Origin of the sequence: Comamonas sp. Z1, from assembly GCF_008121555.1 — a bacterium.
GTDB lineage: Bacteria > Pseudomonadota > Gammaproteobacteria > Burkholderiales > Burkholderiaceae_C > Comamonas > Comamonas thiooxydans.
Map to the genome: position 1 here is coordinate 58,516 of NZ_VOQT01000005.1, position 20,236 is coordinate 78,751.

A 20,236-nucleotide genomic window follows, 5' to 3' on the forward strand; every position below is an offset into this window, starting at 1 on the left:
GCTGCGCTATCCGCTGGACGCGGGATGTGCAGCAAAAAAGGGCTGCCCTGGGGCAGCCCTTTTTGCCGTGAGCATGGCGGTTACTGGAAGCCCAGCGTGTGAGGCAGCCAGGTCGACAGCTCGGGGATAAAGGTCAGCAGGCACAGCACGACGAAGTGGGCCAGCAGGAACAGCGGCATCTCGCGCGTCAGCTCGGTGATGGACACGCGCGTGGACACGGCGGTCACGAACAGCAGGCCGCCGACCGGCGGCGTGATCATGCCCAGCGTGAGGTTGACGATCACCACCATGGCGAAGTGCGTGGGATCGATGCCCAGGCTGAAGGCGATGGGCGCGAGAATGGGCACCAGAATCATCACGCCGGGCAGCGGCTCCATGAAGATGCCGAAGACCAGCAGCAGAATGTTCACGGCAATCAGGAACATCACGGGCGAGAGTTCCCAGCTCACGATCAGCTCGGACAGATACTGCGGAATGCCTTCCACCGTGAGCACCCAGGCAAAGGCGGCCGAGGTCGCCATCACCAGCAGCACCGAGGCCGTGAGCATGGCCGAGCGCGCCAGGATGCCGGGCAGGGCCGACCACTTGAGCGTGCGGTAAACCCATTTGCCGCAGACCAGGGCATAGAAGACGGCCACGACGGACGCTTCCGTGGGCGTGAAGATGCCGAAGCGGATACCGACCACGATGAGCACGATGAGCATCAGCGCGGGGATGGCCTTGAAGCTGGTGCTCCACATCTCGCGTGCCGAAGGGCGCGGCTCGGTGCTGCGGTAGTTGCGCTTCTTGCAGACCCACCAGTTGACGGCCGCCATGGCCAGCGCGATCAGAATGCCGGGAATGAAACCGGCCATGAACAGTCCGCCCACGGACACGTTCTCATCCTGCAGCGCATAGATGATCATGCTCACCGAGGGCGGAATGATGGGGCCGACGATGGCGGTGCTGGCCGTCAGCGCGGCCGCATAGGGACGGCTGTAGCCGGCCTTGTCCATCATCTTGACCATCATGGAGCCGGGGCCGGCGGCATCGGCCAGGGCCGAGCCCGAGATGCCCGAGAACATGGTCAGCGACAGCACATTGGCATAGCCCAGGCCGCCGCGCAGATGGCCGACGAACTGGGCGGCAAAGCGCAGCAGCACGGCCGTGAGCGCACCGCCCGACATCAGCTCTGCGGCCAGGATGAAGAAGGGCACGGCCATCAGCGGAAAGCTGTCGATGCCCGTGAACATTTCCTTGAAGACGATCAGCTGTGGATAACGTCCGCCGACAAAGACTGCAAGGGCTGCCGAGATGGCCAGCGCAAACGCCACCGGAAAGCCCAGCGTGAGCAGGGCGATGATGGCAACAAATAAAGTGATACCCATGATGTTTCAATCGATCAGTGATTCGTGGCGCAATGCATAAAACTGGCCTGAACCAAGCCAGGGACAGCGAGCAAGGGCCTATGCCGGCCGCGCCGCCCCGCAGCTAGGCTGTCGTCCCCCTTCCAGGGGGAAGGCGCACAGCGACTCAGATTCGTGGCGCAACGCATAAAACTGGCCTGACCCAAGCCAGGGGCAGCGAGCAAGGGCCTATGCCGGCCGCGCCGCCCCGCAGCTAGGCTGTCGTCCCCCTTCCAGGGGGAAGGCGCGCAGCGACTCAGGGGGTGTTTCATATCGACGCTGCGGCATCCGCATCCATTTCATCGGACTCGGCGAAGCTGCCTGTGGTGATGTAGCCGCGTGCGATGAACAGCAGATGGATCAGCATCAGCACAAAGCCCACAGGCATGGCGCCGTAGATATAGGAGATCGGAATGTCCGTGGCCGCCGTGGTCTGAAAGCGTGTGGCGTACACATACTGCGACGAGGTCACGGTCATCACCACAAAGAAGACCGCCAGGATCAGCACGACAAAGCCGCGCATGGCCTGCGCCTTGCGGGTGCTCACGCTGCGGTGCAGATTGTCGATGGCCACATGGCCGCCAAAGCGCAGCACCAGGCCGGAGCCCAGAAAAGTGACCCAGATCATCATGTGGCGGGCCACTTCCTCGGCCCAGACGATGGAGTCGCCCGTGGTGTAGCGCAGCACCACGTTGGCAAAGACGATGCAGGCCATGGCCAGCAGCAGCAAGATCAGCAGCCAGCGATTGCCGGCCACGAGAATGCGTTCGATACGATCAAGCATAGGAGTGGGGGTGAGCAGAGGCAGCGGCGAAACCTGCCGCAAGAGCCGGCTGCGTCACGGAGTTGAAGGCTGCGTCATCATCGGCGGGAATTGGCGCAAGTCCATTCGTGCTGACCGCAGCCGGGCAAGGACCTGCCTTGCCCAGGAGGGAGAAAAATGCACGGGCCCGTCTCCGCGGAGGCAGGCCCGTGTTGCCGGTTGCTTACTTGACGGCGGTGATGGAGTCCAGCGTCTTCTGGCCGAACTTCTTGGCGTATTCCTTGTACGCGGGCTCCAGCGCGGTGCGGAAGGCGGCCTGATCGACCTTCTCCACGACCTTCATGCCGTTGGCCTTGGCTTCTTCAACGCCCTTCTTCTCCACGTTGTCCACAAAGGCGCGCGAGGCCAGCGCACCCCTCTTGGCGGCTTCCGTGAAGGCGGTCTTCTGGGCGGCGTTCAGCGATCCCCAGAACGAGGGCGACACGATCAGGGCCATGGGGGCGTAGACGTGGGAAGTCAGGGTCAGGTGCTTTTGCACTTGCCACAGCTTGGCGGACACCAGCACGGAGATGGGGTTCTCCTGGCCGTCGATCGTGCCTTGCTGCAGCGCACCGATGACTTCGGGCCAGGACATGGGGGTGGGCGAGGCACCCAGGGTGCGGAAGGCCGTGATGTGCACGGGGTTCTCGGTCACGCGGATCTTCAGGCCCTTGAGGTCGGCCACGCCATTGACGGCATGCTTGTTGTTGCTCAGATGGCGAAAGCCCTGCTCGCCCCAGGCCAGGGCGATCAGGCCGCGCTTCTGGAACTTGGCCAGCAGGTCCTGACCGAAGGCGCCGTCCATCACGGCACGTGCGTGCTGGGTGTCGCGGAACAGGAAGGGGATGTCCACCACGCCCACATCGGGCACGAAGTTGCTCAGGGCGCCAGTGGAAACGATGGCGGCTTCCACGGTGCCCAGCTGCAGGCCTTCGATCAGCTCACGCTCGCCGCCCAGGGCGGAGGCAGGGAACTGCTTGAACTTGTAGGCACCGTTGGTGCCTTTTTCCACGCCCTCGGCCCAGGCGTTGGCGGCAGCGCCGTAGTGGGAGTTGACGGCCAGCGCATAGCCGATCTTGACTTCCTTGCCCTGGGCAAATGCAGTGCCTGCGCTCAGGGCGGCTGTTGCTGCCACGGCCGTGGCGACGAAGGTGCGGCGAATCATGCGCATGGTGTTGGTCTCTCAGAAATGTTTTGAAATGAATCAAAAATTGTAGTGAGTGCCAACCGTGGGTTTTTACGCGCCCGGGGGTCGTCTTGTACGGGTGGGTGCATCGTGTTTGGCGATGGATGGGCATCAAAAAAGGCCTCTGTGCCGGCAAGCACGGAGGCCTTTGAAAATGAGAGCTGCTTGCGCTTGTTTTCAAACGATTTCAGATTGTTTTGATAGTGAAATCGTTAAGCAAAGAGCGGTTGAAGCTACTATTTTTGCTGAGTCAGCAACTGATCGGCAAGCTGCACAAAGCCGTCGCCGCGCTCGGCCGAGGTCACATGGCGCGGCAGATGCCTGAGCTGAGGCACGAAGCGCGCGATATTGGCCACGCCCACGCTGTGGGGCATGTGCTCGAACATCTGCTGGTCGTTGGTCGAGTCGCCGATATACACCCAGCGCGCCAGCGTGGCGTCCAGATCGATGTCGAACAGCTCGCGTGTGATCCAGCGCGCGCCTTCGAGCTTGTTGTGCTCGCCGAACCAGCCGTTGATGTGGATGGAGCTGACGGTGGCGTTCATGCCGGCCGCCTTCATGATGGCCACGCATTCATCGATCTGTGCCTGGGGCATGTTCGTGAATTCGCTGTGGTCCACGGCGATATCGCATTCGCGGCCGGCCGAGTCCGTGGCGCGTCTGGCGCCGGGCACGGTGGCCTCGATCTGCTCGAGCACCTGCTGCATGCGGGCAAAGTTGCGGGTGCGCTCGTCGGCGGATTGCTGGTAGAGCTTGTCCAGGCCGCCCTGGGCATTGCGGCGCAGGGCCACGGCACCGTTCTCGGCCACGATGGCGTCCACGGGCCAGGCCGATGCAAAGGGCACGCTCCAGCCCACGGGACGGCCGGTGATGGGCACCACCTTCAGGCCCGCATCCTTGAGGCGCGCAATCGCGGCCACCACATGCTCGGGCACCACGCCGTCGGTGGTCAGCGTGTCGTCGATATCGGTCAGCACGCCCAGCAGCTTGGCAGGTGTCCGCAGTTCAGACAAAGGGCGCAGAAATTCTTGGCTCACAACAAACTCTCTCGATGTTGATCCTCGCCTGAAGCTAGCGCGGTCCAGCTCAGAGACATCGAGCAAGAGCCGCCTCGCAGCGAGGATGTCGTCCCCCTCCGGCGAAGCCAGAGAGGGGGAAGGCGCGGGGCCGCCTAGGCGAAGCGCCTCAGGGGGTGACCACGCTCAATTCGCCGAGCCCAGTGCCAGGCCCGCATGCTCGCGCAGCGGGTGGAAGTGGATCTTGGGGAAACGCTCCTGCGCCAGGCGCACGTCATAGGGGCTGGTGCACAGATAGGCCAGGGTGTCGGCTGCATCATGCGCCAGACGCATGGGGTAGGCGTTCTCGAACTCGCGCAGCTCGGCGGGCGAGTCGGCCGTGATCCAGCGCGCCCCTGTGTACTGGCAGCCTTCCAGGCGCACGTCGCAGTCGTACTCGGTCTTGAGGCGGTGCTGCACCACTTCGAACTGCAGCTGACCCACGGCGCCCAGCAGCATATTGCCGCCGACATCGGGCTTGAAGACCTGGATCGCGCCTTCCTCGCCCAGCTGCATCAGACCTTGCTGCAGCTGCTTGGTACGCAGCGGGTTCTTGAGCACCACGGTCATGAACATTTCGGGTGCGAAGAAGGGCAGGCCGGTGAACTGCAGGCTGGGGCCGTCGGTGATGGAGTCGCCCAGCTGCACGCCGCCGTGAATCGTGAAGCCGATGATGTCGCCCGCATAGGCCTCGTCGACGGCCTCGCGGCGCTGGCTCATGAAGGTCACCACGGACGTGGGGCGCAGCTCCTTGCCGGTGCGCTGCACCTTCATCTTCATGCCAGGCGTGTACTTGCCGCTGGCCACGCGCACGAAGGCGATACGGTCGCGGTGGTTGGCATCCATGTTCGCCTGCACCTTGAACACCACGCCTGCGAAGGTTTTGTCTTCGGGGTTGATGGTGACTTCTTCGCGCTGGCGGTTCACTTCGGTGAAGGCGACGCGCGGGCCGGGCGGGGGCGACATGTCGACCACTGCGTTCAGCACTTCCATCACACCGAAGTTGTTCACACCGGAGCCGAAGAACACGGGGGTCAGCTTGCCTTCCAGAAACGCCTGGTGATCCCATTCGGCCGATGCGCCCTGGGCCAGTTCCATGCTCTCGATGGCATCGTCGTAGGCCTGGCCGAAGCGGGCACGCAGCCTGTCGACTTCGGTCAGCGGGATGACTTCGAAGTCTTCGGGGCGCTTCTCGCTGCCGGCGGCAAACACCGTCATGCTCTGTGTCTGCAGATTGATGATGCCGCCGAAGCTCTTGCCCTGGCCCACGGGCCAGGTGATGGGGCAGCAGGGCATGCCCAGCTCGCGCTCGACTTCGTCCATGATGTCCAGCGGGTCGCGCACTTCACGGTCGAACTTGTTGACGAAGGAGATGATGGGCGTGTTGCGCTGGCGGCAGACCTCGATCAGGCGGCGGGTCTGCGACTCCACGCCGTTGGCCGCGTCGATCACCATCAGCGCCGAGTCCACGGCCGTCAGCACGCGGTAGGTATCTTCCGAGAAGTCCTTGTGGCCGGGAGTGTCGAGCAGGTTGATCACATGGTCGCGGTAGCTCATCTGCATCACCGACGAGGCCACCGAGATGCCGCGCTGCTTCTCGATTTCCATCCAGTCGGAGGTGGCGTGACGCGAGGCCTTGCGGCCCTTGACGGCGCCGGCAATCTGGATCGCGCCCGAGAACAGCAGCAGCTTTTCGGTCAGCGTGGTCTTACCCGCGTCCGGGTGGGAGATGATGGCGAACGTACGACGGCGCCGGGTTTCTGGGGCGTATGACACAGTATTGAGAGCTGTAAATACAGCCGGAGAACGCCGGCTGTGACAACAAAAGGTGCGGCGGTCCGTTTGCCGCACCAGGCCCGCACCCATGCAGGGCAGACCTGTGAATAAGTCTTGAGGGCGCTTATTTTAACGGCAGGGCCAATTCATGGAGATGCTCCGGCAAATGCGGGACGGGCGACGCCATTGCCCAGGGCCGCTGGCTCCGGCAACTGGCAGATGCGGAGCACAATAGCGGCCTAGTCTCCGGTCCTTATTTACCCCTCATGAACAGCGCCCCGCAGGATGTGAACACCTCCTTGCCCATCCAGTCTCCAGCCTCTGCCGCTCCGGTATGGATCAAGCGCGGCACGCCCGAGTACCGGCGGGTCAGCGTGGCGCTGTTCCTGGCGGGGTTTGCCACCTTCTCCCTGCTGTACTGCGTGCAGCCGCTGCTGCCCGAGCTGGCCCACAGCTTTGCCGTCAGTCCGGCACAGAGCGCGCTGGCGCTGTCGGTATCCACGGCCTGCCTGGCCGGCTCCATTGTGCTGGCGGGGGCCTTGTCCGAGGGGCTGGGGCGGCGCAAGCTGATGTTCATCTCCATGGCACTGGCGGCGCTGTGCAATCTGCTGGCTTCGTTCATGCCGCAGTGGCATGCGCTGCTGGCCGCACGCGCGCTGGAAGGCTTGTTGCTGGGCGGCGTGCCTGCCGTGGCCATGGCCTATCTGTCCGAGGAGATCGACCCGCCCGGCCTGGGCTTTGCCATGGGCCTGTATGTGGGTGGCACGGCGCTGGGCGGCATGCTGGGCCGGGTCGGCATGAGCGCCATGACCGAGTTCTGGGGCTGGCGCCATGCCATGGCTGCACTGTCGGTGCTTGACCTGCTGGCAGCCCTGGGCTTTGTCTGGCTGCTGCCCAACTCGCGCAACTTCATCAAGAAGACCGGGCTGGGTGCCCGGTATCACCTGCAGGCCTGGGGCCGGCATCTGCGCCACCCGGGCCTGCCGCTGCTGTTTCTGATCGCCTTCGGCCTGATGGGCGTGTTTGTCAGCATCTACAACTATGCCGGCTTTCTGCTCAGCGCATCGCCCTATGGTCTGAGCCAGCTGCAGATCAGCCATATCTTCTACGCCTATCTGCTGGGCACGGCGGCGTCGCCGATTGCCGGGGGGCTGGCCGATAGGCTGGGCCGCGGCCCGGTGCTGGTTGCTGGCACTTTGCTGATGGCCGCAGGCGTGGTTCTGACCCTGTTGCAGCCGCTGGCCGTCATCGTGCTCGGCATCGTCCTGCTGACGGCAGGGTTCTTCATCGCGCATTCGGTAGCCAGCGGCTGGGTGGGGCGACTGGCCACGCAGTCCAAGGGGCACGCATCATCGCTATATCTCTGGGGCTATTACATGGGCTCCAGCGTGCTGGGGGCCGGGGCGGGCTGGTTCTGGTCGCGCTGGGGCTGGACGGGCGTGGGCTCCGTGGCCTTGGCTGTACTGGCGCTGGTCATCGTGCTGGCCTTGCGCGTTCAGTGGCTGGCCGGGATTGCGGCCGCGAATCGAGCCGCTTCTTGATGCCGTCTTGATATCGGCACGCCCAATCTCTACCCGTTCTTGACGGGCGAATTTCTACAGTTCCTCCATCGCAATCAAGCCGCGTGAACGGCTTGCGGGAGGAATGAAATGACCATCACCTGGATTGAAGCCCTGGCCGCCCTGACGGCGCTGGGGCTGTTTGCCTATTTGGGCTATGCGCTGCTGCGCCCCGAGAAATTCTGAAGGGGCTGCCATGCAAGTGCTGCAAGACCTGATTTTTGTGAGCCTGACGGTGGTCTGCTTTGTCGGACTGCTGGGCTTTGTGCGCGCCCTGGCGCGTCTGTGAAAGGGGTGGATCATGTGGTTACCCTGGATGGAATTTGCCGCCGTGCTGACTGCGGCAACCTTGCTGACCATACCCATGGGCCAATGGCTGGCACGCTGCTTTACCAGCGAGCGTCATGGCTGGCTGGAGCGCCTGAGCTACCGGGTCATGGGCGTGAACCCGCAGGAGCGCATGGGCTGGCAGCGCTATGGCGCCGCTGTGGTGCTGAGCAATGCGCTGATGATGCTGCTGGGTTATCTGCTGCTGCGTCTGCAGGGCGCACTGCCGCTGAACCCGCTGGAGATCGCGGCGCAGGCGCCCGACCTGGCCTTCAACACCGCAGCCTCCTTCATCACCAATACCAACTGGCAGGCCTACTCGGGTGAGAACAGCCTGAGCAATGCAACGCAGATGGTGGTCATCACCTTTCTGATGTTTGCCGGTGCCACCACGGGTGTTGCTGCCGGTGCCGGCTTTGTGCGCGGCCTGGCGCGATCCAGTAGCAAGGATGTCGGCAACTTCTGGGTCGACTTCGTGCGCGTGTTCTGGCGCGTACTGCTGCCGCTGTCCTTCATCATGGCCCTGGTCTATGTCTGGCAGGGCATTCCGCAGACTCTGCACACCGACGCGGTGGCGACGACGCTCGAAGGCGCCCGGCAGCAACTGCTGATGGGGCCCGTGGCCAGCCTGGAAAGCATCAAGCATCTGGGCACGAATGGCGGCGGCTTCTTCAGCATGAATGCGGCACATCCGTTCGAGAACCCGACGCCGCTGACCAATCTGCTGCACATCCTCTCGATGCTGCTGATCCCGGCCGGCATGACCTACGCATTTGGCTCCATGCTGCTGCGCCGCAAGCAGGGCTGGGTGCTGTTTGCGGCCTGCATGGTGATGTTCGTCGGCTTTCTGAGCCTGGTGTTTGTGGCCGAGCAAAACGGCAGCCAGCTGCTGGCGCGCGCCGGAGCCGATCAGCAATACAGCCTGATCCAGAGCGGCGGCAATATGGAGGGCAAGGAGCTGCGCTTCGGCATTGCCGATACGGCCTTGTTCGTGGCTACCACCACCGCGGCCACCACGGGCTCGGTCAACGCCATGCATGATTCGCTGACCCCGCTGGGCTCCATCACGCCGCTGGCGCAGATGATGCTCAACTGCGTGTTCGGCGGCGACGGCGTGGGACTGATCAACCTGATTCAGTACGCCATCCTCACGGTGTTTCTGGCCGGCATGATGATTGGGCGTACCCCTGAATTCCTGGGCAAGAAGATCGAGGTGCGCGAGATCAAGCTGGTCATGCTTGCGGTGCTGGTGCCGCCGGCCTGCGTTCTGGGCTTCACGGCGCTGGCCGTGCTTTGGCCGGATGCCGCAGCCAGCCTCAACAACCGCGGCCCGCATGGCTTCTCGGAGATTCTCTACGCCTATGCCTCGGCCACGGCCAACAACGGCTCGGCCTTTGCAGGGCTGAATGCCAACACGCCCTTCTTCAACACCACCACGGGCCTGGCCATGCTGGCAGGGCGCTTTCTGACGCTTGTGCCCATGCTGGCCGTGGCCGGCAGCCTGGCCGCCAAGGCCACCGTGCCTCCGGGCCCGGGCACTTTCCCCACGGCCACGCCGTTGTTCATGGGCCTGCTGGTGTTTGTGGTGCTGGTGGTGGGCGGTCTGACCTTTCTGCCGGCGCTGGCTCTGGGGCCCGTGATCGAGCACCTGCAAATGCTTGTGGCTCAGCTGTACGCCTAACGTTCTATCCAATTGATGCCAATGGTCTGCAGTCCATGCAAGGCTGCAGACCAGGGAGCAAATCATGAAAACATCGACTCAAACTCTTTGCGCTTCAGTGCTGCCAAGCCATGCTCAAGCGCAGCCCGAGGCGGAATCCGCCTCCTGGCCACATCTGCTGGGCAGCAGCGTGCGCGCCGCCCTGCTGGTGATGGCGATCTCCGGCATTGCCTATCCCTTGCTGACCACGGGTGTGGCGCAGGCACTGTTCCCGCATGCAGCCAATGGCAGCCTGATCGAACGCCAGGGTCGGATCGTGGGCTCGGCCCTGATCGGTCAGCAATTCACCGGGCCGCAGTACTTCCATGGCCGTCCCAGCGCCACAGTCGCTCCCGATCCGAGTCAGGAAGGGGCAAACATTGCGGCTCCCTACAACGCAGGCCTGTCTGGCGCCAGCAACCAGGGGGCCACGCACAAGGACTTGTCCGAAGCCGTGGCGCAGCGTGTCGCACAGTACCGCGCCGATAACGGTCTGGCCGCAGACCTGGCGGTGCCGGTGGATGCGGTCACGGCGTCGGCATCGGGCCTGGACCCGCATATCTCTATGGCCAATGCGCTGCTGCAACTGCCGCGTGTGGCGAAGGCGCGAGGGCTCTCGCCAGACCAGGTGCAGCCATTGCTGGCGCAGGAAACAGAGCAGCGCACGCTGGGCTTGCTGGGCGAGCCGCGTGTGAATGTATTGCAGCTCAATCTGGCGCTGGACGCCTTGCAGCCCGCCACCAGCGCAGTGAAGGAGTAAGCCATGAGCACGAAGAAAATGACGGCAGGCCGCAGCCTGCTCGATGCCAGGCTGGTGAAGTCGGCTCTGTGGGATGCGCTGCGCAAACTCTCGCCGCGTACGCAGTGGGCCAACCCAGTGATGTTTGTGGTGTATCTGGGTGCGATCCTGAGCAGTCTGTTGTGGTGGCAGAGCCTGATGGAGCCGGGCAGCGAGAACAGCGGCTTTGTTCTGGCGATTGCGCTGTGGCTGTGGTTCACCGTGCTGTTTGCCAACTTTGCCGAAGCATTGGCGGAGGGCCGCAGCCGCGCCCAGGCCGCCAGCCTGCGCGGCATGAAGCGCGATACGGTGGCCAAGCTGCTGCAGCAACCGCATTTCGGCAGTTCATGGATTCCCATGCGCGCCAGCGAACTGCGCAAGGGCGTGGTCATCTTCGTGGAAGCCGGCGACACGATTGCGCTTGACGGCACGGTGATCGAGGGCGTTGCTTCGGTGGACGAAAGCGCGATCACCGGCGAATCCGCGCCCGTGATCCGCGAGGCCGGAGGCGACTTCTCGTCGGTGACCGGCGGCACGCGCGTGCTGTCGGACTGGCTGGTGGTGGAAGTCACGGTCAACCCCGGCGAGTCGTTCCTGGATCGCATGATCTCCATGGTCGAGTCGGCCAAGCGCCAGAAGACTCCGAACGAGATGGCGCTGACGATTTTGCTCGTGGGGCTGACGCTGGTCTTTCTGCTGGTCATCGTCACGCTGTGGCCCTTCTCGGCCTTTGCGGTGTCACAGGCCGGAACGGGCTCGGTGGTCGGCATTGCCGTGCTGATTGCGCTGCTGGTCTGCCTGATTCCGACCACCATTGGCGGCCTGCTGTCGGCCATTGGCGTGGCCGGCATGAGCCGCATGATGCAGGCCAATGTCATCGCCACTTCGGGCCGGGCCGTGGAGGCTGCCGGTGATGTGGACGTGCTGCTGCTGGACAAGACCGGCACCATCACCCTGGGCAACCGCCAGGCCTGCGAGTTTCTGCCGGCCCCTGGAACGAGCGCCGCGCAGCTGGCCGAAGCCGCACAGCTCTCATCTCTGGCAGATGAAACACCTGAAGGCCGCAGCGTGGTGGCTCTGGCCAGGGAGCGTCATGGCTTGCCCGATCGCAGCAGTGCGGATTTTCCGGGCGAGTTCGTCCCCTTTACCGCACAGACGCGTATGAGTGGTGTGGATCTGCAGAGTCCACAAGGCTTGCGCAGCTTGCGCAAGGGGGCCGCCGATGCCGTGCGCCGGCATGTCGAGGCACTGGGAGGCAGCTTCCCGGCTCAGGTGCAACTGTCTGTGGATAACGTCTCGCGCAAGGGCAGCACGCCTTTGGTGGTGGCAGATGGCGCCAAGGTGCTGGGCGTGATCGAACTCAAGGACATCGTCAAGCCGGGCATGCGCGAGCGCTTTGCCGAGCTGCGCCGCATGGGCATAAAGACGGTGATGGTGACGGGCGACAACCCGCTGACGGCTGCCGCCATTGCCGCAGAGGCAGGGGTGGATGATTACCTGGCCGAAGCCAGGCCCGAAGACAAGCTGCAGCTGATCCGCTCGCACCAGGCTGCGGGCCGCCTGGTGGCGATGACGGGGGATGGCACCAACGATGCTCCGGCCCTGGCCCAGGCCGATGTGGCCGTGGCCATGAACAGCGGCACCCAGGCTGCCAAAGAGGCCGGCAATATGGTGGACCTGGACAGCAACCCCACCAAGCTGATCGAGGTGGTGGAAACCGGCAAGCAGATGCTGATGACGCGCGGCGCGTTGACCACCTTCAGCATTGCCAATGATGTGGCCAAGTATTTCGCCATCATTCCTGCCGCCTTTGTGGGCACTTATCCGCAACTGGCCTCGCTCAACGTGATGCAGCTGCACAGCGCCGATTCCGCCATCCTCAGTGCCGTGATCTTCAATGCACTGATCATCATCGCCCTGGTGCCGCTGGCCTTGCGTGGTGTGCAGTATCGCGCCGTGGGTGCGGCCCTGCTGCTGCGCCGAAACCTGCTGATCTATGGCCTGGGCGGGCTGATCGTGCCGTTTGTTGGCATCAAGCTCATCGACATGCTGCTGACAGTTCTGGGCCTCGTCTAAGTCATATCCAGGCCTTGCTTTCTCGTTTCTCTGGCTTGTCCGCGTTCCCTGCGGGCGCGGCAAGTCTGATCTGTTTGCTTCACCATCATGCGTCTCTTCCATCCCCAAAAACCATTTCACGCCTCGCGCTCCTGGGCCATCGGCTCTGCGTTGCTGATGATTGCCTTGAGCTGTGCAAAGCCCTCTGCTGCCGAGGAAACAAAAGCGCAATCTGCTTCTGAAAGCTCAGCTCCTGCGCAGGCCGACAGCAGGTCTTCCCTGACCGGCTCGCTGGGCCTGATCAGTGACTACCGCTTTCGCGGCATCTCGCAGACCTGGCAAGGTGCGGCCGTGCAGGGCGCAGTGGAACTGGCCTTGCCCAAGGGCTTTTATCTGGGCACGTCGCTGTCCAATGTCTCAACCAACAGCTATGGCCGGGGCCAGGGACTGGAGCACGATATCTATGGTGGCTGGCGCGGCGAGCTCGTGCCTGACTGGCTGCTGGATGCCGGGCTTTTGCAGTACCGCTATCCCGGTGCACGCCTGGGCGCAAGCGATGGCAGCAGCAAACGCTTTGACACCACCGAGCTCTATCTGGGGGCGACTCATGGTGGTCTGAGCATCAAATGGTCCGTGGCACTGACGCCTTATTTCGGCCTGGGCGAGAGTACCGCCGGCTCGGCGTTCGCCACTGCGCTGCAGCCGGCAGGCAGCAGCCGCGGCAGCCAGTATCTGGATCTGAACTATCAGCATCCGCTGGGCGATCTCGCCACCTTGGGCCTGCATGGCGGCTATACCTGGGTGCGCAATTACAGCGATGTTTCCTATGCCGACTGGCGCATCTCGCTATCCAGGGCCTGGGGGGCGTGGACTGCATCGCTTGCGTACGCGGGTACCTCGGCCGATGCCCGCTACTACAGCGCCGTCAACAGTCGTGGCCAATGGCGTGATCTGGCGCGCAGCGGCTGGCTGCTGGGCCTGAGTGCCGGGTTCTGACCGGACTTGAGTGATACGCTGATCGCCTGATGCCTTCATCCACACCCTCATCCGCCGCGCAGCGCCCCGACCCCGACGCGCTGGTCGCTCAACTGCAGGCAGATCGGCAGCGCGCCCATCTCGGCAAGCTGCGCATCTACTTTGGCTCCAATGCCGGAGTGGGCAAGACCTATTCCATGCTGGCGGCTGCGCAGCGCGAGCGGCAGGCAGGACGCAAGGTTCTGGTAGGGCTGGTGGAGACGCATGGCCGCGCCGAGACCGAGCAGCAGCTGCACGACCTGGAGCTGCTGCCGCGGCGCACGCTGGTCTACCAGGGCAGGCAGCTGGACGAGTTCGACCTCGATGCAGCTCTGGCGCGCCGCCCGGAGGTGCTGCTGCTCGACGAGCTGGCGCACAGCAATGTGAGCGGCTCACGCCACCCCAAGCGCTGGCAGGATGTGCAGGAGCTTCTGGAGGCGGGTATCGAGGTGTGGACCACGCTCAACGTTCAGCACCTGGAAAGCCTCAACGATGTGGTGGGCGGCATTGTGGGCATACAGGTCCATGAGACCGTGCCCGACCATATCTTTGACGATGCCGACGAGGTCATCGTGGTCGACATCCCGCCCGAGGAGCTGCTCAAGCGCCTCAAGTCGGGCAAGGTCTATCCGCTGGAGCAGGCCGAGCGGGCCTCGCGCAATTTCTTTCGCCAGGGCAATTTGCTGGCGCTGCGCGAGCTGGCCCTGCGCCGCACGGCCGATCGTGTCGATGAGGACATGCGCGACTACCGCCGCGAGCGCTCCATCGGCGATGTCTGGCCCACGCGCGAGCGCTTGCTGGTAGGCGTGGGCGGCCGCGCCGGTGATGATGCCCTGGTGCGCCAGGTGGCACGCCTGGCCAGGCGGCTGGAGGCCGACTGGGTGGTGGTCTATGTGGATGCGCCGGAGCGCCAGCATAGGCCTCGGGCAGCGCAGGAGGCCGTGCTCAAGACCCTGGCGCTGGCGGCGCGTCTGGGCGCGGAAACGGCCACCATCCCCGGTGCCCATGTGGCCCAGGCTCTGGTGGACTTTGCGCGTGAGCGCAATGCCAGTCATCTGGTGCTGGCGCGTGTGCACGAACCTTTGAGCCGATGGCTGCGCTGGCGTGCCTCCAGCCTGTCCGAACAGATCGCTGCGCTGGATCCCGGCCTGGACGTGCTGCTGCTGTCCGTCAAGCAAAGCAAGAACGAGAGCACCTTGCGATTGCCGGCGGCGCGTGAAAAAACCATTCCGTGGAAGGGCTATGCGGGCGTGACCCTGGCTTGCCTGGCCGCGACAGCGGTGGCTGAGCTGCTGCTGCGAGTGTTCGACCCTGCCAATGTCGTCATGCTTTTCCTGCTGGTGGTGGTGCTGTCCGCCGTGCGCTGGGGACGCGGCCCCGGAGCATGGGCGGCCCTGCTGTCAGTGCTGCTGTTCGATTTCTACTTTGTGCCGCCGCGCAACTCCTTCAGCGTCAACGATACGCAATACCTGTTCACCTTCAGCCTGATGCTGGGTGTGGCCCTGGTCTGCGGCCAGCTCACGGCGCGGCTGCGCCACGAGGCGCGCGTGGCCGCAGAGCGCGAAAGGCGGGCCGGCGCGCTGGCCAGGCTGGCGCGTGACCTGTCGGGTGCGCTGACGCAGGAGCAGGTCACGCAGATCGCGCTGACCACGATTTCAGGCGTTTTCGATGCCCAGACCGGGCTGCTGGTGCCCGATGCCGATGAGCGCCTGCAGCTGGCGCCTGGCAGCGAAGCTCAGATCGACACCAGCGTGGGTCGCTGGAGCATGGAGCATGGCCAGATGGCCGGCCATGGAACCGATACCCTGGCAGCTGCGCCGGCACTTTATGTGCCGCTGATGGCGCCCGTGCGTTCGCGTGGCGTGCTGGTGCTGCAGCTGCGTGCGCCGCAACGATTGCGAGTGCCCGAGGAGCGCCGTCTGCTTGAAGCCTGTGCCAGCCAGATCGCCCTGGCATTGGAGCGTGTGCATTTTGTGGAGGTGGCGCAGCAGACCCAGATCGCCATGGAAGGCGAGCGCATGCGCAACACCTTGCTCTCGGCCGTCTCGCATGATCTGCGCACGCCGCTGACGGGCATCCTGGGCGCGGCCCAGGCGGCCTTGCCACATGCGCCGCAGGGGCCGGCGCATCACATGCTGGTGCAGATTCGCAATCAGGCACAGGCGCTGCAGCAACTGGTGGACAACCTGCTGGCCATGGCGCGCCTGCAGCAAGGCGGCGTGCAGCTCAAGCGTGAATGGCTGCCGGTGGACGAACTGGTGGGCAGCGCGCTGGCGCAGATGCGCGAGCGACTGGCCGCTCATGTGCTGCAGACCTCGCTGCCGGCCGATCTGCCCTTGCTGCAGCTCGATGCCGTGCTGATGGAGCGTGTGCTGGTCAATCTGCTGGACAACGCCATCAAGTACACGCCCGAAGGCACGACGATCACCGTGGCAGCGAGCGTGGCCGACGGCAACTGTGTGCTGAGCGTGCAGGACGCGGGGCCGGGCCTGCCCGTGCATCTGTCCCCCGAGCAACTGTTCGAGCCGTTCACGCGTGGGCAGGCGGAGAGTGCCGTGTTCGGCATGGGGCTCGGCCTGGCGCTGGCTCAGCGGATTGTGCAAGCCCATGGCGGCAGTTTGCGGGTAGCGGCGGCAGACCCCGGGCCGGGCACCGTTTTCAGCATCTCGCTGCCCGTGCCCGAGCAGCCGGCCATGGACGAATGAGCCGACAATCCCGTGCATCACATGCAAATCCGAATATGACAAGCGCCGCACCCCGCATTTTGCTGATTGAAGACGACGCCAGCATCCGCCGCTTTGTGCGCCTGGCACTGGAGGACGAAGGCTGGCAGGTGTTCGAGTCAGAAACCGCCAGGCGCGGCCTGATCGAGGCCGCCAGCCGCCAGCCCGACGCCGTGGTGCTGGACCTGGGTCTGCCCGATGCCGATGGCAAGACCGTGATTGCCGAGCTGCGCGGCTGGAGCCAGTTGCCGATTCTGATCCTGTCCGCGCGCGAGCGAGAAGAGGACAAGGTGGCGGCGCTGGACGCCGGGGCCGATGACTATCTGACCAAGCCCTTCGGCGTGCCCGAGTTGCTGGCCAGGCTGCGCGTGATGCTGCGCCGCCGCCAGCAGGCGTCGGCGGCAGACAAGCCCGGCAGCTGTGCGCGTTTCGGCGCGGTGGTGGTGGATCTGGCGGCGCACGATGTCAGGCGCGACGGAGTGGCCGTGCACCTGACGCCCATAGAGTTCCGCCTGCTGGCGGCCCTGATTGCCGGCCATGGCAAGGTGCTGACCCACCGCCAGTTGCTGCTGCAGGTCTGGGGCGCTGAATATCTGGACCGCCCCCACTATCTGCGCGTGCACATGGCCAATCTGCGCCAGAAGATAGAGCTCGATCCGGCCCAGCCCCGGCATCTGGTAACCGAGTTGCAAGTCGGTTATCGCTTGGTGGGCCTGGAAGGCTGATTCCTTTATAATCGCCGTCCATCCGAGGAGCGTTGCAGCGTTCCCCAGCCAGCCATGAGCTGGTCTGCGCGGGGCGTGAGGCTCGGATTTCATCCCGCAACGACGCTCGCCCACGCTTTCTGTGCGGTGAGCCGGTTTATTCCCCCTCTGCTGCAGAACGTGGTTTTTCATTCAAGATTTGGAGAAAACCATGAACGCTGCCGTGCGCTTCAACCCCGCTGATTCGGCCATTACCGATATTTCCCTGGCTGCCTGGGGCCGCAAGGAAATCAGGATCGCCGAAACCGAAATGCCCGGTCTGATGGCCGTGCGCGAGGAGTTCGCCGCTGCCCAGCCCCTGAAGGGCGCGCGCATCACGGGCTCGCTGCACATGACCATCCAGACCGCCGTGCTGATCGAGACGCTGACGGCTCTGGGTGCACAAGTGCGCTGGGCTTCGTGCAACATCTTCTCGACCCAGGATCACGCAGCTGCCGCCATCGCCGAAACCGGCGTGCCTGTCTATGCCATCAAGGGCGAGTCGCTGGAAGACTACTGGAACTACACCCACTCCATCTTTGAATTCGGTGCCGCCGGTACCGAAGGCGAAGGCCCCAACATGATCCTGGACGACGGCGGCGACGCCACCATGCTCATGCACCTGGGCAAGCGCGCCGAGAAGGATCTGTCCGTGCTGGCCAACCCCGGTTCGGAAGAAGAGCGCATCGTCTTCGCCGCCATCAAGGCCAAGCTGGCCGTGGACTCCACCTGGTACAGCCGCAAGTCGGCCCAGATCATGGGCGTGACCGAAGAGACCACCACCGGCGTGCACCGCCTCAACGAAATGTCGGCCAAGGGCACGCTGCTGTTCCGCGCCATCAACGTCAACGACTCGGTGACCAAGTCCAAGTTCGACAATCTGTACGGCTGCCGCGAATCGCTGGTGGACGGCATCAAGCGCGCTACCGACGTGATGATCGCCGGCAAGGTGGCTTGCGTGGCCGGCTATGGCGACGTGGGCAAGGGCTCCGCCCAGGCTTTGCGCGCGCTGTCGGCCCAGGTCTGGGTGACCGAGATCGACCCCATCAACGCCCTGCAGGCCGCCATGGAAGGCTACAAGGTCGTGACCATGGAATACGCTGCCGACAAGGCCGATATCTTCGTGACCACCACCGGCAACAAGGACATCATCCGCCACGAGCACATGGTTGCCATGAAGGATCAGGCCATCGTCTGCAACATCGGTCACTTCGACAACGAAATCGATGTGGCTTCGATCGAGAAGTACAAGTGGGAAGAAGTGAAGCCCCAGGTCGACCAGATCGAGTTCCCCGACGGCAAGAAGATCACCCTGCTGGCCAAGGGCCGTCTGGTGAACCTGGGCTGCGCCACCGGCCACCCCAGCTTTGTGATGTCCAACTCCTTTGCCAACCAGACCCTGGCGCAGATCGAGCTGTTCACCCGCCCCGACGCCTACGAAGTGGGCAAGGTCTATGTGCTGCCCAAGATCCTGGACGAAAAGGTCGCCCGCCTGCACCTGAAGAAGGTCGGCGCCATGCTGACCGAACTGAGCGACGAGCAGGCCGCTTATATCGGCGTGAGCAAGCAAGGCCCTTACAAGCCTGAAACTTATCGTTATTAATAGCACCCCCCTGAGGCGCTTTGCGCCTTCCCCCCCTCTCTACGCGCTGCGCGCTAGGGGAGGGGGACGACAGCTTTGCTGCGCGGCGGCGCTTGCTCGCTGTCACTTTGCTAGGCTCTGCCAGTATTAGTGAGCGGCTGTCGTGGTTTAAATTTAATAGCTGCTTGCGCACGTCATACATAGATTTCAGGTGAATATTTATCTGAAATCAAGATGTATCAAGCGTAGGCTGCTATCTCAAAAGATTTCTTTTGCCCGCTGCACCTTTGTGCAGCGCCTGGCGCCGGTTTATTTCAAAGGAAGCGACGCTATGCGCGCAGATGTTTTTTTGGTTGAAGCAGGTCATGCTGCCACCCGTTCCCAGGCCCAGCGCCTGATCGCCTCGGGTGTGGAGTGGCGCCTGACGCCGCTGGCGCCATGGAAGAAAGTGGCCAAGAACGGCGATGACATTCCTGCCGGTGCCGAGCTGCAGCTGCTGGACGCCGCCGAGGCCAAATACATCTCGCGCGGCGGGCTCAAGCTCGAGGGCGCGCTGGCCGCGACCGGCCTGAGCGTCAAGGGCTTGCGCTGTCTGGATGTGGGCCAGAGCACGGGCGGCTTCACCGATTGCCTGCTGCAGGCCGGTGCGACCCAGGTCATCGGCATCGACGTGGGCCACGGCCAGTTGCACGAGCGCCTGAAAAATGACGAACGCGTGGTCTGCGTCGAGGGCTTCAACGCCCGCGCGCTGACGCCCGAGCTGCTGGAGAAGGCCTGCGACGAGGCGCTGTGCGAAGTCATCGAGGAAGAAGAGGACAACGACACCCAGCCCGTCGCTCCCTATGCCTGGATGCGCAACGGCGGTCAGGTCGATGAGGACTATGACGACAGCGACGACGCCAAGGAACAGGATGTCGAGAGCTTCAAAGCCGAGCGCGCCGCCAAGGCCAAGGCCCGGGCCGAAGGTCTGGCTCCGGTGGAGTTGCGTCGCAAGCCCGGTACCGAAAATATCGACATCAGCCCGGCCTTTGATTTCGTGACCGGCGATCTGTCCTTTATCTCGCTGACCCTGGTGCTGCCTGCCGTGGTGCAGCTGCTCAAGCCCCATGGCCAGCTGCTGATGCTGGTCAAGCCGCAGTTCGAGTTGCAGCCCGGCCAGATCGGCAAGGGCGGCATCGTGCGCGACACGGCCTTGTACGCCGAGGTCGAAAAGCGCATTCGCGACTGCCTCGGCGATCTGGGGCTGAGCGTCAAGCAGTGGCTGGACTCGCCCATAGAGGGCGGCGACGGCAATCACGAATTCTTTGTCTGGGCCCAGCAGGGCGCCGAAGTCAAGGCTCCGGCCCCCGTCGTTGCAGACGAAGCGGCTGCGGCCAGGCCGGCCGTCAAGGCGGCCGCCAAGCGCCCTTCGCGTGCCGACATCAAGGCCCAGCGCGCCAAGCAGGAGCTGTATGAAGACCCCGAGGTGGCCAGCTTCGGCCAGCCCGGCCCGGCCCGCAGCAAGCAGAAAAAGCGCAACGAACGTTGAGCGTTGAGTAAAAAGCGTGGCGGG

General features: G+C 64.0%; 15 protein-coding genes and 1 riboswitch. Of the genes, 10 read left to right on the forward strand and 5 right to left on the reverse strand.

Annotated elements, in window-relative coordinates:
• Positions 1-80 precede the first annotated feature (80 nt).
• From FSY45_RS11220 to FSY45_RS11240, 5 genes are all read right to left on the reverse strand, one after another.
• Positions 81-1,367 carry a TRAP transporter large permease gene (locus FSY45_RS11220; RefSeq protein WP_046460977.1) on the reverse strand — a complete coding sequence of 429 codons (1,287 nt, stop codon included), beginning with the start codon at positions 1,365-1,367 and terminating at the stop codon, positions 81-83.
• 286 nt (positions 1,368-1,653) lie between these two features.
• Positions 1,654-2,169 (reverse strand): TRAP transporter small permease, encoded by a 516-nt coding sequence (locus FSY45_RS11225; protein WP_046461114.1) that lies wholly within the window; start codon positions 2,167-2,169, stop codon positions 1,654-1,656.
• Between the two features lie 202 nt (positions 2,170-2,371).
• On the reverse strand, positions 2,372-3,358 hold the full coding sequence (locus FSY45_RS11230; protein ID WP_046460978.1) for a TRAP transporter substrate-binding protein: 987 nt from the start codon (positions 3,356-3,358) through the stop codon (positions 2,372-2,374).
• A 251-nt stretch (positions 3,359-3,609) separates the two neighbouring features.
• Positions 3,610-4,410 carry an HAD-IIB family hydrolase gene (locus FSY45_RS11235; RefSeq protein ID WP_046460979.1) on the reverse strand — a complete coding sequence of 267 codons (801 nt, stop codon included), beginning with the start codon at positions 4,408-4,410 and terminating at the stop codon, positions 3,610-3,612.
• Positions 4,411-4,575: 165 nt separating this feature from the next.
• Entirely contained in the window at positions 4,576-6,204 is a 1,629-nt protein-coding gene (locus FSY45_RS11240; RefSeq protein WP_034357174.1) for a peptide chain release factor 3, read from the reverse strand.
• A gap of 266 nt (positions 6,205-6,470) precedes the next feature.
• Between FSY45_RS11240 and FSY45_RS11245 the strand changes: the two genes are divergently transcribed.
• From FSY45_RS11245 to FSY45_RS11290, 10 genes are all read left to right on the forward strand, one after another.
• A complete protein-coding gene (locus FSY45_RS11245) occupies positions 6,471-7,745 on the forward strand; it encodes an MFS transporter (RefSeq protein WP_046460980.1) in 1,275 nt (424 codons plus the stop codon).
• A gap of 108 nt (positions 7,746-7,853) precedes the next feature.
• On the forward strand, positions 7,854-7,949 hold the full coding sequence (gene kdpF, locus FSY45_RS11250; RefSeq protein WP_003061706.1) for a K(+)-transporting ATPase subunit F: 96 nt from the start codon (positions 7,854-7,856) through the stop codon (positions 7,947-7,949).
• A 115-nt stretch (positions 7,950-8,064) separates the two neighbouring features.
• Positions 8,065-9,771 carry a potassium-transporting ATPase subunit KdpA gene (kdpA, locus tag FSY45_RS11255; protein ID WP_046460981.1) on the forward strand — a complete coding sequence of 569 codons (1,707 nt, stop codon included), beginning with the start codon at positions 8,065-8,067 and terminating at the stop codon, positions 9,769-9,771.
• Positions 9,772-9,835: 64 nt separating this feature from the next.
• Entirely contained in the window at positions 9,836-10,549 is a 714-nt protein-coding gene (kdpC, locus tag FSY45_RS11260; RefSeq protein WP_046460982.1) for a K(+)-transporting ATPase subunit C, read from the forward strand.
• Positions 10,550-10,552: 3 nt separating this feature from the next.
• On the forward strand, positions 10,553-12,643 hold the full coding sequence (gene kdpB / locus FSY45_RS11265; protein WP_046460983.1) for a potassium-transporting ATPase subunit KdpB: 2,091 nt from the start codon (positions 10,553-10,555) through the stop codon (positions 12,641-12,643).
• 87 nt (positions 12,644-12,730) lie between these two features.
• Positions 12,731-13,618, forward strand: coding sequence for a TorF family putative porin (locus tag FSY45_RS11270; RefSeq protein WP_046460984.1), 888 nt, complete (start codon positions 12,731-12,733; stop codon positions 13,616-13,618).
• A 29-nt stretch (positions 13,619-13,647) separates the two neighbouring features.
• Entirely contained in the window at positions 13,648-16,341 is a 2,694-nt protein-coding gene (locus FSY45_RS11275) for a sensor histidine kinase KdpD (protein ID WP_046460985.1), read from the forward strand.
• Positions 16,342-16,376: 35 nt separating this feature from the next.
• Positions 16,377-17,084: a response regulator gene (locus FSY45_RS11280; protein WP_046460986.1), complete on the forward strand. Its 708-nt coding sequence runs from the start codon at positions 16,377-16,379 to the stop codon at positions 17,082-17,084.
• 18 nt (positions 17,085-17,102) lie between these two features.
• Positions 17,103-17,199: riboswitch (S-adenosyl-L-homocysteine riboswitch) on the forward strand.
• Between the two features lie 75 nt (positions 17,200-17,274).
• Positions 17,275-18,705 carry an adenosylhomocysteinase gene (ahcY, locus tag FSY45_RS11285; protein ID WP_046460987.1) on the forward strand — a complete coding sequence of 477 codons (1,431 nt, stop codon included), beginning with the start codon at positions 17,275-17,277 and terminating at the stop codon, positions 18,703-18,705.
• A 310-nt stretch (positions 18,706-19,015) separates the two neighbouring features.
• Entirely contained in the window at positions 19,016-20,212 is a 1,197-nt protein-coding gene (locus FSY45_RS11290; protein ID WP_046460988.1) for a TlyA family RNA methyltransferase, read from the forward strand.
• Positions 20,213-20,236: the final 24 nt, after the last annotated feature.

Bases quoted from the DNA above. Each gene is read 5' to 3' on its own strand.
- FSY45_RS11275 (WP_046460985.1), top strand. From the start codon at position 13,648: ATGCCTTCATCCACACCCTCATCCGCCGCGCAGCGCCCCGACCCCGAC.
- FSY45_RS11225 (WP_046461114.1), bottom strand. From the start codon at position 2,169: ATGCTTGATCGTATCGAACGCATTCTCGTGGCCGGCAATCGCTGGCTG.
- kdpF (WP_003061706.1), top strand. From the start codon at position 7,854: ATGACCATCACCTGGATTGAAGCCCTGGCCGCCCTGACGGCGCTGGGG.
- kdpC (WP_046460982.1), top strand. From the start codon at position 9,836: ATGAAAACATCGACTCAAACTCTTTGCGCTTCAGTGCTGCCAAGCCAT.
- FSY45_RS11230 (WP_046460978.1), bottom strand. From the start codon at position 3,358: ATGCGCATGATTCGCCGCACCTTCGTCGCCACGGCCGTGGCAGCAACA.
- kdpA (WP_046460981.1), top strand. From the start codon at position 8,065: ATGTGGTTACCCTGGATGGAATTTGCCGCCGTGCTGACTGCGGCAACC.
- FSY45_RS11280 (WP_046460986.1), top strand. From the start codon at position 16,377: ATGACAAGCGCCGCACCCCGCATTTTGCTGATTGAAGACGACGCCAGC.
- kdpB (WP_046460983.1), top strand. From the start codon at position 10,553: ATGAGCACGAAGAAAATGACGGCAGGCCGCAGCCTGCTCGATGCCAGG.
- FSY45_RS11290 (WP_046460988.1), top strand. From the start codon at position 19,016: ATGCGCGCAGATGTTTTTTTGGTTGAAGCAGGTCATGCTGCCACCCGT.
- FSY45_RS11220 (WP_046460977.1), bottom strand. From the start codon at position 1,367: ATGGGTATCACTTTATTTGTTGCCATCATCGCCCTGCTCACGCTGGGC.
- FSY45_RS11270 (WP_046460984.1), top strand. From the start codon at position 12,731: ATGCGTCTCTTCCATCCCCAAAAACCATTTCACGCCTCGCGCTCCTGG.
- FSY45_RS11245 (WP_046460980.1), top strand. From the start codon at position 6,471: ATGAACAGCGCCCCGCAGGATGTGAACACCTCCTTGCCCATCCAGTCT.
- ahcY (WP_046460987.1), top strand. From the start codon at position 17,275: ATGAACGCTGCCGTGCGCTTCAACCCCGCTGATTCGGCCATTACCGAT.